Annotated in this window: 12 protein-coding genes; 4 read left to right on the top strand and 8 right to left on the bottom strand. The window is 58.9% G+C overall.

Going from position 1 to position 13,700, the window contains the following annotated elements; translation table 11 throughout:
• The first annotated feature begins 428 nt into the window (after nt 1–428).
• The 3 genes from ABIE13_RS27320 to ABIE13_RS27310 all read left to right on the top strand — a co-directional run bounded on the left by ABIE13_RS27320 (nt 429) and on the right by ABIE13_RS27310 (nt 3,365).
• Nucleotides 429–1,715 (top strand): solute carrier family 23 protein, encoded by a 1,287-nt coding sequence (locus ABIE13_RS27320; RefSeq protein WP_354449433.1) that lies wholly within the window; start codon nt 429–431, stop codon nt 1,713–1,715.
• 34 nt (nt 1,716–1,749) lie between these two features.
• Nucleotides 1,750–2,319 carry a superoxide dismutase family protein gene (locus tag ABIE13_RS27315; RefSeq protein ID WP_354449431.1) on the top strand — a complete coding sequence of 190 codons (570 nt, stop codon included), beginning with the start codon at nt 1,750–1,752 and terminating at the stop codon, nt 2,317–2,319.
• A gap of 404 nt (nt 2,320–2,723) precedes the next feature.
• Nucleotides 2,724–3,365, top strand: coding sequence for a hypothetical protein (locus tag ABIE13_RS27310; RefSeq protein ID WP_354449429.1), 642 nt, complete (start codon nt 2,724–2,726; stop codon nt 3,363–3,365).
• 140 nt (nt 3,366–3,505) lie between these two features.
• Here ABIE13_RS27310 and ABIE13_RS27305 read toward each other — a convergent pair whose 3' ends face one another.
• Nucleotides 3,506–4,084, bottom strand: coding sequence for a cob(I)yrinic acid a,c-diamide adenosyltransferase (locus tag ABIE13_RS27305; protein WP_354449427.1), 579 nt, complete (start codon nt 4,082–4,084; stop codon nt 3,506–3,508).
• A 78-nt stretch (nt 4,085–4,162) separates the two neighbouring features.
• Nucleotides 4,163–4,999: a shikimate dehydrogenase gene (aroE, locus tag ABIE13_RS27300; RefSeq protein WP_354449425.1), complete on the bottom strand. Its 837-nt coding sequence runs from the start codon at nt 4,997–4,999 to the stop codon at nt 4,163–4,165.
• A 98-nt stretch (nt 5,000–5,097) separates the two neighbouring features.
• On the opposite strand from aroE, the gene ABIE13_RS27295 reads away from it, so the two are divergent.
• A complete protein-coding gene (locus tag ABIE13_RS27295; RefSeq protein ID WP_354449424.1) occupies nt 5,098–6,522 on the top strand; it encodes an FAD-binding oxidoreductase in 1,425 nt (474 codons plus the stop codon).
• A gap of 141 nt (nt 6,523–6,663) precedes the next feature.
• Here the strand turns inward: ABIE13_RS27295 and ABIE13_RS27290 are convergent, their stop codons facing one another.
• The 6 genes from ABIE13_RS27290 to ABIE13_RS27265 form a co-directional block, all read right to left on the bottom strand.
• Nucleotides 6,664–8,886: a prolyl oligopeptidase family serine peptidase gene (locus ABIE13_RS27290; RefSeq protein WP_354449423.1), complete on the bottom strand. Its 2,223-nt coding sequence runs from the start codon at nt 8,884–8,886 to the stop codon at nt 6,664–6,666.
• A gap of 218 nt (nt 8,887–9,104) precedes the next feature.
• Nucleotides 9,105–10,079: an NAD(P)H-dependent flavin oxidoreductase gene (locus ABIE13_RS27285; protein ID WP_354449421.1), complete on the bottom strand. Its 975-nt coding sequence runs from the start codon at nt 10,077–10,079 to the stop codon at nt 9,105–9,107.
• Between the two features lie 181 nt (nt 10,080–10,260).
• Nucleotides 10,261–10,899, bottom strand: coding sequence for a LysE family translocator (locus tag ABIE13_RS27280; RefSeq protein WP_354449420.1), 639 nt, complete (start codon nt 10,897–10,899; stop codon nt 10,261–10,263).
• Nucleotides 10,900–11,003: 104 nt separating this feature from the next.
• On the bottom strand, nt 11,004–11,915 hold the full coding sequence (locus ABIE13_RS27275) for a CsgG/HfaB family protein (RefSeq protein ID WP_354449418.1): 912 nt from the start codon (nt 11,913–11,915) through the stop codon (nt 11,004–11,006).
• Between the two features lie 266 nt (nt 11,916–12,181).
• On the bottom strand, nt 12,182–12,616 hold the full coding sequence (locus tag ABIE13_RS27270; protein ID WP_354449416.1) for a carboxymuconolactone decarboxylase family protein: 435 nt from the start codon (nt 12,614–12,616) through the stop codon (nt 12,182–12,184).
• Nucleotides 12,617–12,690: 74 nt separating this feature from the next.
• The gene (locus tag ABIE13_RS27265; RefSeq protein WP_354449414.1) at nt 12,691–13,674 is read right to left on the bottom strand and encodes a Bug family tripartite tricarboxylate transporter substrate binding protein; all 984 of its coding nucleotides are present in this window, start codon (nt 13,672–13,674) and stop codon (nt 12,691–12,693) included.
• Between the last annotated feature and the right edge of the window lie 26 nt (nt 13,675–13,700).

Genomic DNA, 13,700 nt, shown 5'->3' with positions numbered 1-13,700 from the left:
CCTAAATCACCAGCAATCAGATCAACTAATCAATCTGCCTGCCACCCCGCTGAATTGCCTATCAGTTATCAGCGAAGCCTTCGATTATTGCATGATATTTATTAACCTTGCAACTACCGGGGTCTTTGAACCGGCCAGCTAATCATTCGATCAACCCACCAGCCTCTCAACCCACCGCAACCCTCGCCTTCCGGCTCCGCTTGCTTCGCCCCGCTTCAAACTGCGTGCAGTTATCAGAGAAGGAGCGAGACTATAGCATCGATTGATGACATTTTTGGGGTGGGTTGCAAAAACATCGAAAAAGATGTCTCTCGCTTTCTCTGTACAGGGTGCGACCCCGCTCCAGTGCGTAAGTTCCCTAAGGGAAGTTGTGGATCCTATATAGAAGGCCCTACTATCGCGCTACCAACATTGGAAGGAGTGAGAGGATGAGCTTGTTCAGCTGGCAAGAAAGGCCGTCAACGGCTTTACGAGATGCAGGGGTCATTGCCCCGGATGAGAGATTGCCATGGCCACAAACCATGGTGATGGGGCTGCAGCACGTGATCGCCATGTTTGGTGCCACCGTGCTCGCTCCCATTTTGATGGGGTTTGACCCCAATCTCGCCATCTTGATGAGCGGCATAGGCACGCTCATCTTCTACTTTGTTACCGGGGGCAAGGTACCCAGTTACCTGGGATCTTCGTTTGCCTTCATTGGAGTGGTGATTGCCGCCACTGCGTACGGCGGGAGCGGCCCCAATGCCAATCTGGGCGTGGCCCTGGGCGGCATCGTGGCTTGCGGGCTACTTTATATGCTGATCGGCTTCGTGGTGCAGGCTGCTGGTACCGACTGGATCGAACGCTTCATGCCACCCGTGGTGACGGGCAGCGTGGTGGCCGTCATCGGGCTGAACCTGGCGGCCATTCCGATCAAGAACATGGCTGCAAGCAATTTCGACAGTTGGATGCAGGCAGTGACCTTCGTCAGTGTGGCTGTGGTGGCCGTTTTCACCCGCGGCATGGTGCAGCGCCTTTTGATTCTGGTGGGGCTGCTGCTGGCCACGGTGATCTATCTGGTTCTGACCAATGGCATGGGATTCGGAAAACCCATGGATTTCTCCGGCATCATCAGCGCCCCGTGGGTGGGCATGCCCAAATTCACGGCCCCGGTATTTGAAGCCAACGCCATGCTGTTGATTGCGCCTGTGGCTCTGATTCTGGTGGCAGAAAACCTGGGCCACATCAAGGCCGTGACTGCCATGACGGGTCGCAATCTCGATCCCTACATTGGCCGGGCCTTCGTCGGCGACGGTATTGCCACCATGGTGAGCGGCGCCTCTGGCGGCACGGGCGTGACGACCTATGCCGAAAACATAGGCGTCATGGCCGCTACCCGCATCTATTCCACTGCAGTGTTCGTGGTGGCGGCACTTGTGGCCCTGGTGCTGGGTTTTTCACCCAAGTTCGGCGCCTTGATCCAGGCCATTCCTCTGCCGGTGATGGGTGGTGTGTCCATCGTGGTGTTTGGCCTCATCGCCATTGCGGGTGCCAAGATCTGGGTAGATAACAAGGTCGATTTCACCAACCCTGCCAATTTGCTCACGGCTGCCATCACGTTGGTACTGGGAACGGGCGACTTCACCCTGAAGTTCGGCAGTTTTGCATTGGGTGGCATCGGAACCGCAACCTTTGGCGCCGTTCTCCTACATGCCCTGCTACGCAGACGGTCCTAAGATGCGCTCTACCGTTTAACCAGGGAGTTCCCAAATGCGAGCACTTGCACATCTACGCCGACCCACCATCATCGGGCTTGCAGCCGGATTTGGCCTGGTAGTGAGCGGGTGCTCCATCGGACCCAGTACCGGCTCCCTGCCTGAACAGGTTGCACAGGTCCAATTGCGCGCTACTCAGGTAGATCAACCGCTTGCTGCCAAGCCCGTCGAAGGAATGGTGCGGTTTGCCGCGATGAAGGATGGTGCCACCCGCGTGACGGGAGAGATCAAAAACCTCAAGCCAAATTCAATACACGGGTTTCACATTCACGAGAATGGCGATTGCTCGGCCCCTGATGCCATGAGCGCAGGCGGGCACTACAACCCTACCGGCGCACAGCATGGCGCACCAGGTCACGGACACTTGGGCGATTTGCCCGCCTTGCAAGCAGACGCCATGGGCACGGCGCGGGTGCAGTATGTCAGCCAAAGCATCAAACTCACCGGTCCCAATAGCGTTGTGGGTAAGGGCCTGATCGTTCACAAGGACCCTGACGATATCAACGCACAACCGGCTGGCAACTCTGGGCCCAGGCTCGCCTGTGGGGTGATTGCGGGAGCTTGACGGAGCGTTTTGGGTAGGTGGAACTCGGGGACTGGAGCTGTTACTAACCCTCTATAGCCTTCCAGTGTTTTTTGAATTATTGGTGAAGCGCATTGGTTGGCTGTGCGTATCCCAGGAGAAATCCGCAAGGTGCTGACCATCCGTGGTCCACGTCTCCTGGCATTTTCATCTTTTTCAGAAAGTATCCCCGTATGCCACGCGACGTATGCGCTGCCGCCCCTGCCCACCCGATTCGTCCGCCCTCCTCTTCGGGCGACACGCAAGTCTCGAATTCGTCGAATCATCCTACAAATGGGGGCCCCACGGTCTCCCATACCGGTGTCGCCTCCTCGATGCAAGCGGATAAGCAGGCATGTGCGCAAGATCTCACGAGCTTGCCGCCATCGGTTCTTGACAGCGGCACCTTGTCTGTCAGCCAAGTTGCGAGCCAGACAAAGGTCTTGACGGAGCAAGAAAGCGCGGAACTGACGGAACACCAAAAGAAGGCGACGGATCTTCAACGCGAGTTGGATTTCCCAAACGCGCCCAAAAAGCCCCTGACGAAGCAAGACATGGTGGAGATGACGGAACACCGAAACAAGGTGATGGCGCTTAAGCGCGAGATGGATTTCCCAAACGCGCCCAAAAAGCCCCTGACGAAGCGAGACATGGTGGAGATGACGGAACACCGAAACAAGGTGATGGCGCTTAAGCGCGAGATGGATTTCCCAAACGCGCCCAAAAAGCCCCTGACGAAGCAAGACATAGTGGAGATGACGGAACACCGAAACAAGGTGATGGCGCTTAAACGCGAGTTGGATTTCCCGCCAAAGCCAAAGCCTCTCTCGAAGCAAGAAGTGAATGCATTGATTAAAGAACGCAATAGTCGGCCGATTGATCACGGCCTGAGTGGCCTGAGCGACGCGGCGAAAGCGCAGGTGATTGAAATGCGTGAAAGAAAACGCGAAAGGTGGATGGCGCAGCAGAATTCCGGCCCAACGCCTGCGAGTCTGAACCGTTCTGCGCCCAGCTCCCCAAGCGTATCCACTGAGGAGGCTTTGCACTAGCCGTTGGCTGATGTGCAAGTCAAGCTGCGGAACGCCTGGACAGCTTCAGTACGAACGGTTTTATGTGGCGCCCACTGTAGGGATCGTTCTCTCAGTAGGGCGTGGCTTCAAGGTATGTGGAGATTTCGCCTCACCTGGTATCAATCAGCGGTAGAGCGGGCCAGTCGTTCACTTTTCCAATAGACATCGTCGCCCACGCTGCCATCTGGTCGGAAACGATTGAGCACGCGTGACAGTACAAACATCAGGTCTGACAGGCGGTTCAGGTAGTGACGTGGCGCTTCACGTACGGTTTCTGCCTGGCCTAGCGCCACGACGGCACGCTCGGCCCTTCGGGCCACGGTGCGGCACACATGGGCTTGCGCGGCCGCGCGGGTACCGGCGGGAAGAATGAATTCCTGCAGACGCGGCAACTGACTGTTGTACGTTTGCAGTGCCTGATCCAGAGACAACAGCGCTTCGGGCTTGAGCAACTCAAAGCCTGGAATGGACAATTCGCCCCCCAGATTAAAGAGCTGGTGCTGGATATCAATCAACAGTTCTCGTACATCACCGGGCATGTCTTCGCAGAGCAGCAGGCCGATGTGGCTGTTGAGTTCATCCACATCTCCCATGGCATGTACGCGAAGGCTGTCTTTGGAGACCCGGGTGTTGTCCCCCAGGCCAGTGGATCCATCGTCGCCGGTTCGGGTGGCGATTTGCGAAAGGCGGTTAGCCATGTCCATTCTCCATACTGCGGTTCTCTGGAGCGTGTAGGCGCTCCAAGCTGTTTCATCAAAATATTCAGATCGAGCGCTTCAGACCAGAGGAACCGTGAGCTTCGCGACAGCGTCACGGGTGTCAGGGCGCACGCCTCGCCACCACGCAAAGGCCTCTGCAGCTTGCTCGACCAGCATGCCCACGCCATCCACCACCTGTGAACAGCCGGCATCACGCGCCAACCGCAAAAAGGGAGTGAGCCCCTTGCCGTACACGAGGTCGTAGGCGAGCGCGCCGGGCGCAAATACGGAGGGCGAAATCACCAGCGACTCTGCGCCCAATGATGCGGATGTGGCGTTGAACACAAGGTCGAACACCTGATCTTCCAATGCATCCAGCCCACAGCCCTGCACAGCTACGCCATGGGCATTCGGCGCGAAATCCTGGGCCAGTGCGCGGGCCTTATCCGCGGTACGGTTGGCAATGACGATGGCATTGGCACCCGCTCGGGCCAGAGGCAGCAATGCCCCCCGCGTGGCACCGCCTGCGCCCAGTATGAGCACCCGCCGGCCTTTGATCGAAAGGCCCAGATTGGCCTGCACGTCACGCACCAGGCCAATGCCGTCAAAGTTCTGCCCCAGCACGCGGCCCTCTTCGAATTTCAGGGCATTGACCGCACCCGCCAGCTGGGCGTCGGGCGACAGCTCTGTCGCGTAGGCAAACGCATCTGTCTTGAAAGGGACGGTGACATTGATGCCTCTACCGCCCTCCGCTCGAAACGCATCGACTGCTCGCGCAAAACCTCCGGGCGTGGTCTCACCGAGCAGCTTTGAATACGCCATGTCCTGGCCCGTGGCCTGTGCGAACAGCCCGTGAATCAGCGGGGACTTGCTGTGGTCTATGGGGTTGCCGATGACGGCGTAGCGGTCAGTCATGCGCGCACTTTAGCGCACCTGCCGGAAAGTCCCGGCCGCCCTCCTCCCGCAGTTCGCCGTAAACTGGCCGGTATCTCGCCCATGCAGAGGAAAAAGCCATGAATGCCCCCACCCAACCCGCCCACGTAACCCCTCAGTACCCGCAGCGCGAAGCGCCTGCTGCCCTGATCGAAGCGCTCAGCCAGCGTTTTGGCACCCAGCTTTCAACCGCCATGGCTGTCCGCGAACTCCATGGCCGCGACGAATCTGCGTTCACCACCGTCCCGCCGCCCTCTGCAGTGGTATTTGCCGAGAGCACAAACGATGTGCAAGACGCCGTGAAACTGTGCGCCGAGCATAAGTTTCCGGTCATCCCTTATGGTGTGGGCTCGTCTCTTGAAGGACATCTATTGGCCGTGCAGGGGGGCATCAGCCTTGATTTGACGCGCATGAACAAGGTGCTGTCGGTCAATGCAGAAGATCTTACGGTCACCGTTCAACCAGGCGTCACGCGCAAACAGCTGAATGACGACATCAAGAGCACCAGCTTGTTCTTCCCCATCGATCCCGGTGCAGATGCCAGCATCGGCGGCATGACGGCCACACGCGCCAGCGGGACCAACGCGGTGCGCTACGGCACCATGCGTGAGAATGTGTTGGCGCTGGAGGTGGTGACCGCCAGTGGCGAGGTCATCCGCACGGGCACACGCGCACGCAAGAGCAGTGCGGGCTATGACCTCACCCGTCTTTTTGTGGGCAGCGAAGGCACGCTCGGCGTCGTGACGGAGATTACGCTTCGCATCTACCCCTTGCCCGAAGCGGTGTCGGCTGCGATCTGCAGTTTTCCGAGCATCGCCGAGGCCGTCAACACCGTGATTTCCACGATCCAGATCGGGGTTCCCATTGCACGCGTGGAGTTGATCGATGCCAACAGCGTGCGTGCCGTCAACCGGCACAGCAAACTCACGCTTCGCGAAGAGCCCATGCTGCTGATGGAATTTCACGGCTCCCCCGCCAGCGTGAAGGAGCAGGCCGAAATGGTGCAAGAGATCGCACGCGATAACGGCGGTGCCGATTTTGAATGGGCCGACACGCCAGAGGACCGCACACGCCTGTGGACTGCACGGCACAACGCCTACTTCGCTGCCGTTCAGAGCCGCCCGGGCTGCCGCTGCATCACAACCGACACCTGCGTGCCTATTTCCCGTCTGGCCGATGCGCTGCTTGACTCCGTGCGAGAGGCCGACGAAAGCGGCATCCCCTACTTCCTGGTCGGCCATGTGGGGGACGGTAACTTTCACATGGGCTATCTCATCGATCCTGACGATGACGCCGAGCGCGCCCGCGCCGAACAGCTCAATCATCAAGTCGTCACCCGCGCACTTCAGCTGGGTGGAACTTGCACGGGAGAGCACGGGGTAGGCCTGCACAAGATGGACTTCCTGGTAGAGGAAGCCGGCGGTGGCGCTATCAACATGATGCGCACCATCAAGCGCGCGCTCGATCCGGACAACATCATGAATCCGGGCAAGGTGTTCAGCTAAAAAGCCCCTCTAACTGCCCAAACAAAAAGCCCCTGCATCGATGAGATGCAGGGGCTTTTCAGTTACTTAGCCTTTACTGCACCAAGTCGCAGTCAAAGCGGGTTGCATGCGCGCCTGCCCACGTCTTTCCGGAGACTTGGCTCAGTTTGCGGCATAGCGAGCGCCGGTGTGATGGAAGAACGCAGTCCACATATAGGTCAGGAATTGCGTGCGATTGCTCTGCAGGGAATGACCATCCTTGGAGAAGGCATAGAGCAAGTGCGGGTGATGACCTGTCGCAGTGTTCTGCAGCGTCGCCGCGTACTTGTAGCTGTGCGCAGGCATGACGCGCCCATCCGACTTGCCGGTAAATATGTAGGTCGGTGAATAGGTTTTGGCCTTGACGGTATGCAGAGGTGAAATCTTCATCAGGTTCTCGAACTGAGCCTGATGGTTGGCCTGACCATAGTCGTCGTGCCAACCAAATCCGCTGGTGAACAGGTCGTACCGAAGCAGATCCAACACACCTACCGTAGGAAATGTGACTGCGAACAGGTCCGGGCGCTGCAAGCCGAGTACCGCAGTGCTCAACCCCCCATTTGATTCGCCCTGCATCGCCAGCTTGGCCGGTTTCGTCAGCCCTGCTGCGATCAGATGCTCGGCCGCTGCCGCAATGTCATCGTAGGTGTTCTGCTTGTTAAGCAAGCGGCCAGCATCCCACCAGGCTGAGCCGAATTCACTGCCTCCACGGACCTGGGCGACGGCATAAATGCCGCCGCTTTCCAGAAGCGGAATGTATTTGGTGTCGAAGGCAGGAAGCATTGGAACGTCGAACCCGCCGTAGGCGTACAGCATGACAGGCGCATCGCCGTTGGCTTTCAAACCCTTCTTGTGTGCGATGTAGACAGGAAATGGGGTTCCATCCTGGCTGGTGACTGTGAGACGCCGCATTTCATATTGGCTGGGATCGTAGGCCGGAACTCCCATGGTCGGCCCCTGAGAAATTTCGCGCGTGGCGGGGTCATACTTGTATGAGGTGTAAGGTTGCACCAGCGACGAATAGCTATAGGCCAGTTCGTCTGCCTGCCCGGTACAGCTCATGGAGGCGCTTCCTTCAGCAGGCAGCGTGATTTCGTTCCTCCCCTGCGCGCCGTAATGGAACAGCTTGCTGCTGCCGTGAACCAGGTGTTCGGCGTAGAAGCTCGTTCCGCACTGGACGATAGTGTTGACGTAGTCAGTGACGCCTGGTGGGCTATTAGGAAGGATCTCGCGCCAGTTTTCCGGGGCCGCACGTTGAAGATCAACTTCGATCAGGCGATTCAGCGCTGCTCCTTGCGACGTGCGGATCAGGACCTTTTCAGGATCTTCCTGGCTCGGCCCGAAGAATTCGAAGCTTTTGCCTTGTGCACGGCCATCCAGGATCAGCTCCACGCTGTGCTGGGGATCGGCTATGTTCGTGCGGCCCAAAGCCGCGCTGTTGCCTGTCGTGAGAGAGTAATAGAGATAACCCTCGTGCGTGCCCACCGGGGCCAGCTGGTCAAACTGCGAACCTTGTACCCAGGCTTGTGCCGCTTCACCAGTGAAGGGCCGGTAATACAGCGTTTGGTACGTATGCGGGGAGACGTGGGCGTCGGTGGTGGAACGGGGAGTGGCATAGGCGATCCCCTGATCCAGAAGAACGAACGACCCGGCCCAGACGTTGGGTATGGTCAACATGATGCCGAAGCCGGCTTGTTGCAGGTCAATGATGTGCAGGTCGGCGAGATCCGAGTAGTTGCGGACCATGGCGTAGGCCAGATACCGGCCATCCTGGCTGACCTGGTGATTCAGCAACTGGATATGGTCGTCGGGGTCGATCCGAAAATCATCAGCCTTGACCAGGGCTGTGCCCCCTCCGATGTCCTTGGCACTGCGGGCGACATAGATGACATTGTCTGCCGAGGCGAAGTCCGAAGCCTGCGCTGGGCGCGTCGACTCTTGCCGAAGCTGCCGCTTCTGAATTTGATAATAGTATTTGCCGTCCTTGGCTTGCACGCCCTCTACGCGCTGCTGTCGGTTCACCCCACTCTGCTTGTCGGAAACAGGTTCCGCAAGGTTAGCCACGCGCGCTGATAGTGCCCCATAGTCCGCCATGACCGTGATGTGGCTGTCCGTCAATTGGTTCTGAGCGCGCACCCAATCGTCGGTTTCCCGGCTGGTGATGTCTTCCAGCCAGCGATAGGGATCGGACACCGTGCGACCAAAATAAACGTCGCTCGCCGATCCACTGCGCGTCTGGGGATAAGCGGGCCTGGAAGGTTCGGGCGCAGGGTCGTCGGAACCACCGCCGCATCCCGCAAGGGCGGCCAGTGCAATGAGAATCCAGGTTAAACGTTTAATCGACATGCGTTTCCAATGAATTGCTGAACAATGACGGGGCGTTTCGTTCATGGCTGCGCATCACGCGGGACGGGCGAGGCCTGAGTTCGGGGGCCTGAAACCTGGGACCATGCGTGCGGCGGCAGATTGAACTACACACCCTTGAGTCACCGTGGGGCTGGATTGGTTCCTCTTCCAAGCTCGCGCACGGCTATCGCCCAGAACGTGACGTGAAAACCGGGGGCCTACTGCAGCAAGCCGGTCAGCCGCCTGGATATGAGTTCGTGCGCCTGCGCCATGATGCGGTCAATGAGTTCTGCGCAGCTCGGCACATCATGGATGAGCCCGGCCACCATGCCGCAGCTCCAGGCGCCCGCATCCATGTCGCCCTCTGTCATGACTTTCGGGTAGATGCCTGCCACCTGCTCCATGATGTCTTCGATCTTCAGCGCATCGCCTTTTTCGCGCTCGATCTGCATCAACCGTTCCACCCCGGCGTTGTTGATCACGCGCTCGGTATTGCGCAAAGAGCGCATGATCAGGCGCGTATCGAGCTCCGAGGCCTTGACGATGGCCTGCTTGACGTTGTCATGCACCGGAGCCTCTTTGGTGGCGATGAAGCGCGTGCCCATGTTCATGCCCTCGGCGCCCAACGCGAGTGCCGCCACCAGGCTGCGGCCGTCGGCCATACCCCCGGAGGCGACGAAGGGGATCTTCAGTTCTTCGGCAGCGCGTGGCAGCAAGATCATGTTGGGTACATCGTCTTCACCTGGATGCCCACCACATTCGAAGCCATCCACGCTGACGGCGTCGCAGCCAATGCGCTCTGCCTTCAATGCATGACGCACCGACGTGCACTTGTGAATCACCTTGATACCGGCAGCCTTCAAGGCAGGCATATAGGCTTCGGGGCTGCGCCCGGCGGTCTCCACGGATTTGATGCCGCCTTCTATGATGGCAGCGATGTATTCAGGGTACGGCGGCGAGGCGAACGTCGGGAGAAAAGTCAGGTTCACGCCGAAAGGCTGGTCGGTCATCTCGTGGCACCGTGCAATCTCGCGAGCCAGGAGTTCCGGCGTTTTCTGAGTGAGACCGGTGATGATTCCCAGGCCACCGGCATTGGACACCGCAGCCGCCAGCTCCGCGAAACCAACATAGTGCATGCCTCCCTGAATAATCGGGTGGCGAATGCCGAAGAGTTCAGTTATGCGGGTTTTCAAGGCAGCCTTCCTTTGCGTGTAGGTGAATGCACGATCTTGGCATAACTTCTACTGCCCGACCTTGCGCACCGCAGCAAACTCGTGTGGAACCGCCTGGCGATTCCACCTTGATGGGAAGCCCCTCGTGGACTCCAAGGCCAGACTTCAGCGCTCGGCTAGAAGCAGACAGTGGACAGGGGATTCAGCGAGATGGGCGCGTGCCCATGGCCGTGAGCAGACCCAAACCGATGAACGAGGTGCCTGCGAGCCGGTTACCCCAGAGGCTGTGGCGTGCAACCCGCCCCAGGCGTGGTGCTACCAGGTTTGCTGTCAGCACATAAATGACGTCCGTGCAAGCGGCGATAGCAATGAAGACGCCCGCAAGTGCCAGCGTTTGCATCAACGCATTGCCGTGCGAATCCATGAACTGCGGCAGAAATGCAGCGAAGAACAAGGTGGTTTTCGGGTTCAACATGGCAACCAGGAAACCATCCCGGAAGACGCGCCGCAAAGGCTGCGCCGACACCTGAGGCGCAGTGTGGGCGTCAGGGGACGCTGTTCGCCACATTCGCACGCCAAGGTAAACAAGATATGCAGCACCGGCCCACTTGACTGCTGTGAACGCTACCGCAGACACAGCGAACAAGGCGGCGAGTCCGAGCGCAGCAGCCAAAGCGTTGGCAAGATTGCCAAGCGCCACGCCCGCCACGGACGAAAGCCCGCATGCTCGACCTTGCGCGAGGGTCCGTGCCACGATGTATACAACGGCAGGTCCAGGGGTGATTGCCAATAGCAGGCTGGCACCTACAAACGCGAGCAGCAAAGGTGACTCAGGAAGCATACAAACTCCAAGGTATCTCGCCTACAGTTTACGCCGGGGATGAAAGCCGCTTTGAGCGGCCTTAGCTGCCTTTATGCTGCTGTTTTCTGTCTAAGACTAGGAAATTAGCGTTTTTTCCGCTGATTGGTAGTTCTAGACTTGGCAGGCGCAGTTTGTGGTGTGTAGGTTTGCTGCGGTGGCGCTGCGCCATCTACGCCCAAGCGGCCACCGCCACCCAGACCTTGGCCTTGCACGCTTTGCGCTTTGTAATTGCGCAGTGCGCGCACCATCTGGTTGTAAGCGTCCATGAAGGCGGCGGTAATGACCTTGCCTTGAGGAGTGTTCTGATAGCCGCCCAGGCCGCCCGCGCCTGCCCAGCCGCCAATGCCGCCAAACAGGTTCATATCGGTCTTGGAGGCACTGCCTTCGGAGGCAGACACTTGCACACCTGAGCGGTTGTCGACCAGGGTCAGCATGGTGCTGGCCTCACGGGTTTTCATGCTGCCGCCGATGCTTGCCAAGGCAGCACCTCGGCCGCCGCCCAGCAATCCACCGAGTGCAGCCACACCGCCACCGGTGTTACCTTCGCTGAAAATGATTTCGGGTGACAGGCCGTAGTCGGAGGCCACCATCTGGCCACCGCCAAAGTTGCTGCCCTGGCGGCTTTGCCCGGAACTCATCAGTTCGCGTTCGCGGTTCATGGCGCGCATACCCGCGGCGCTGCGCTCTACCACCACGAAGCAGTTGGATTGCTGCACCAGCAAACGCAAGAGGTTGGCTGTGGGGGGCAGACGGTATTCGTTGCGCAGGATGGTGTACCAGCCAGCGGTTTCATTCTCAACCAGAGAGACCGTGCCTAGCGGCGACGCGCATTTTTCGAGCTGGGTGTTTTCGCCAGAGGTGGCACTGCCGCCCGCGGCTCCGGTGGCCACAGTCTTGGCCTCTGGGTTACCCATCTTCATGTTGGTGGTTTCGCAACCAGCCAGGAAAACAGCCACGCCAGCGGCCGCGAGAACGGCCAATTTCCTCTTCAGCATTCTGATCACTCCCTCGTTCGGCCGGCGTGCGCATCGGCAAAGCCGGCTCCGTTCTGTTTAGAGTCCAGCGCGCGAACCTTCCCATGGCAATGCACGCGGCCGGGCAATCCTCCCTTACCGGATCAATTAGTCCGGCAAGGACGCACATGATAGCGTTTACAAGACGTATGCAGGAGTGCCTTTAGACACAAATCGTATCTAAACGCTTTGGGTCAGAGAATCTTCTCTTCTCCACAATATGTCCTTGGACCAAAAGGCCACCTCTCTCAGGCCAACTCGTCAATTCCTGACAAATCCACGTTGAGCTCAGCTAGCAGGCGTCGTGCGATCACGAAGCATTCACGCGCTATGGGAATGCCGCAGTACATTCCAATGTGCAAAATAACTTCGCGCAATTGCACCAGGGGCACTTGAGTGCGCGTCACAGCAATGCGCAAGTGCAGCTCAAATTCCTCCATCCGACCCAGTCCAGCGAGCATGGCCAAGTTTATTAAGCTCAACTGCTGGTGACTGAGAATGCCACGCGCCCAGGTGCGACCAAAGAGTTGATTCGTAGTGTAGGCCTGCCATTCTGCGTCCAGGGCAGTCATGTCGCGCTGCATGGCCTCGAACACATCGTCACCCAGCAAATGCCGGCGCACCTCCACAGCCTTGGCGTCATAGGGGACAGCCGCGGAGGCAGGCGTTTCGGTTAACTTCATCGGGTCTCTCCTGAAAAATAGGAATTAAGTGCTAAGGTCCATTGCGCGCCGCACTGCCCCAGACAGCATGTGGGTCAATCGCGCACGAGATCCAGTTCGATGGCGGTCTTGCGGTACAACGCGTATTCGCTGCGCATGAATTCACCCAGCGCCGCACCATTTCCGCGGGGGGTGTAGACCAGTCCCGCGTCCTGCAGACGTTGCGTCACACTGGGGTCGGCAAGGGCCTTCGTGAAGGCCGCGTGCAGTTTGGCCGTGATAGCCGCGTCCAGACCGGCCGGCGCTACGATGCTGAGCCAGCCACCGCCGAACTCCGCGCCCTCGATACCCTCCTCGCGCAGTGTGGGCACATTGGGCATGATGGCCGAGCGCTTTGACAGCGACGTCGAGATCACGCGCAGCTTGCCCGACTTGGCCATTTGCAACTGGGTCGTGGTGCCGAACATGGCCTGAACGCGACCAGATATCAAATCGGCGCCCGCGGCCACCTCTCCCTTGTACTGGACCTGCACCATGTCCAGCTTGTAGCGTCGCGCCAAGTCACCCATGATCATTCGGCTTTGCACGTTGCCCACTGCGTATGAGATCTTGCCGGGATTAGCTTGTGCATAGGCGATGAACTCCTTCATGCTCTTGGCCGGCAGGTCCGGGTGCACGTACATGAAGAACGAAAAATCCACGCTGGCCGCGATCGGGGTGAAGTCTTTGACTGGATCAAACGGAGGCTTCTTGCGCATGGCCGGCACGCCCATCAGAGATCCGCCGCCAGCCCACAACAGTCGGTAGCCGTCGGCCGGGGCCCTCACCACATCGGTCATGCCAATCAAGGCCTCGGCTCCGGGCTTGTTTTCGATCACGATGGGCTGGCCAAGATCCTTGGCGGCGATCTCTGAGATCTGGCGCGCCGTGTTGTCAGCGCTGCTGCCAGCCAGAAATGGGGAGACCAGTGTGATCGGTCGGTTGGGATAGCTCGATTGCGCCGCGGCCACGAGCCCCAGCGATGCCAGGCCGAAACCCACTAGAAGGCGGCGGGTGATGCCAGTCAAAGAATTCGTCATGTTGTCTTGTCTCCAAAATTTCTCTT

The organism is Ottowia thiooxydans, from assembly GCF_040548795.1.
GTDB classification, from domain to species: Bacteria; Pseudomonadota; Gammaproteobacteria; order Burkholderiales; family Burkholderiaceae_C; genus Ottowia; species Ottowia thiooxydans_A.
Note: the sequence above shows the minus strand (reverse complement) of the source record. Positions and strands in the feature narration are given on the sequence as shown.

Excerpts from the sequence above, each read along its gene's own strand:
- ABIE13_RS27320 (WP_354449433.1), top strand. The coding sequence starts at position 429 with ATGAGCTTGTTCAGCTGGCAAGAAAGGCCGTCAACGGCTTTACGAGAT.
- ABIE13_RS27315 (WP_354449431.1), top strand. The coding sequence starts at position 1,750 with ATGCGAGCACTTGCACATCTACGCCGACCCACCATCATCGGGCTTGCA.
- ABIE13_RS27305 (WP_354449427.1), bottom strand. The coding sequence starts at position 4,084 with ATGGCTAACCGCCTTTCGCAAATCGCCACCCGAACCGGCGACGATGGA.
- aroE (WP_354449425.1), bottom strand. The coding sequence starts at position 4,999 with ATGACTGACCGCTACGCCGTCATCGGCAACCCCATAGACCACAGCAAG.
- ABIE13_RS27295 (WP_354449424.1), top strand. The coding sequence starts at position 5,098 with ATGAATGCCCCCACCCAACCCGCCCACGTAACCCCTCAGTACCCGCAG.
- ABIE13_RS27290 (WP_354449423.1), bottom strand. The coding sequence starts at position 8,886 with ATGTCGATTAAACGTTTAACCTGGATTCTCATTGCACTGGCCGCCCTT.
- ABIE13_RS27280 (WP_354449420.1), bottom strand. The coding sequence starts at position 10,899 with ATGCTTCCTGAGTCACCTTTGCTGCTCGCGTTTGTAGGTGCCAGCCTG.
- ABIE13_RS27275 (WP_354449418.1), bottom strand. The coding sequence starts at position 11,915 with ATGCTGAAGAGGAAATTGGCCGTTCTCGCGGCCGCTGGCGTGGCTGTT.
- ABIE13_RS27270 (WP_354449416.1), bottom strand. The coding sequence starts at position 12,616 with ATGAAGTTAACCGAAACGCCTGCCTCCGCGGCTGTCCCCTATGACGCC.
- ABIE13_RS27265 (WP_354449414.1), bottom strand. The coding sequence starts at position 13,674 with ATGACGAATTCTTTGACTGGCATCACCCGCCGCCTTCTAGTGGGTTTC.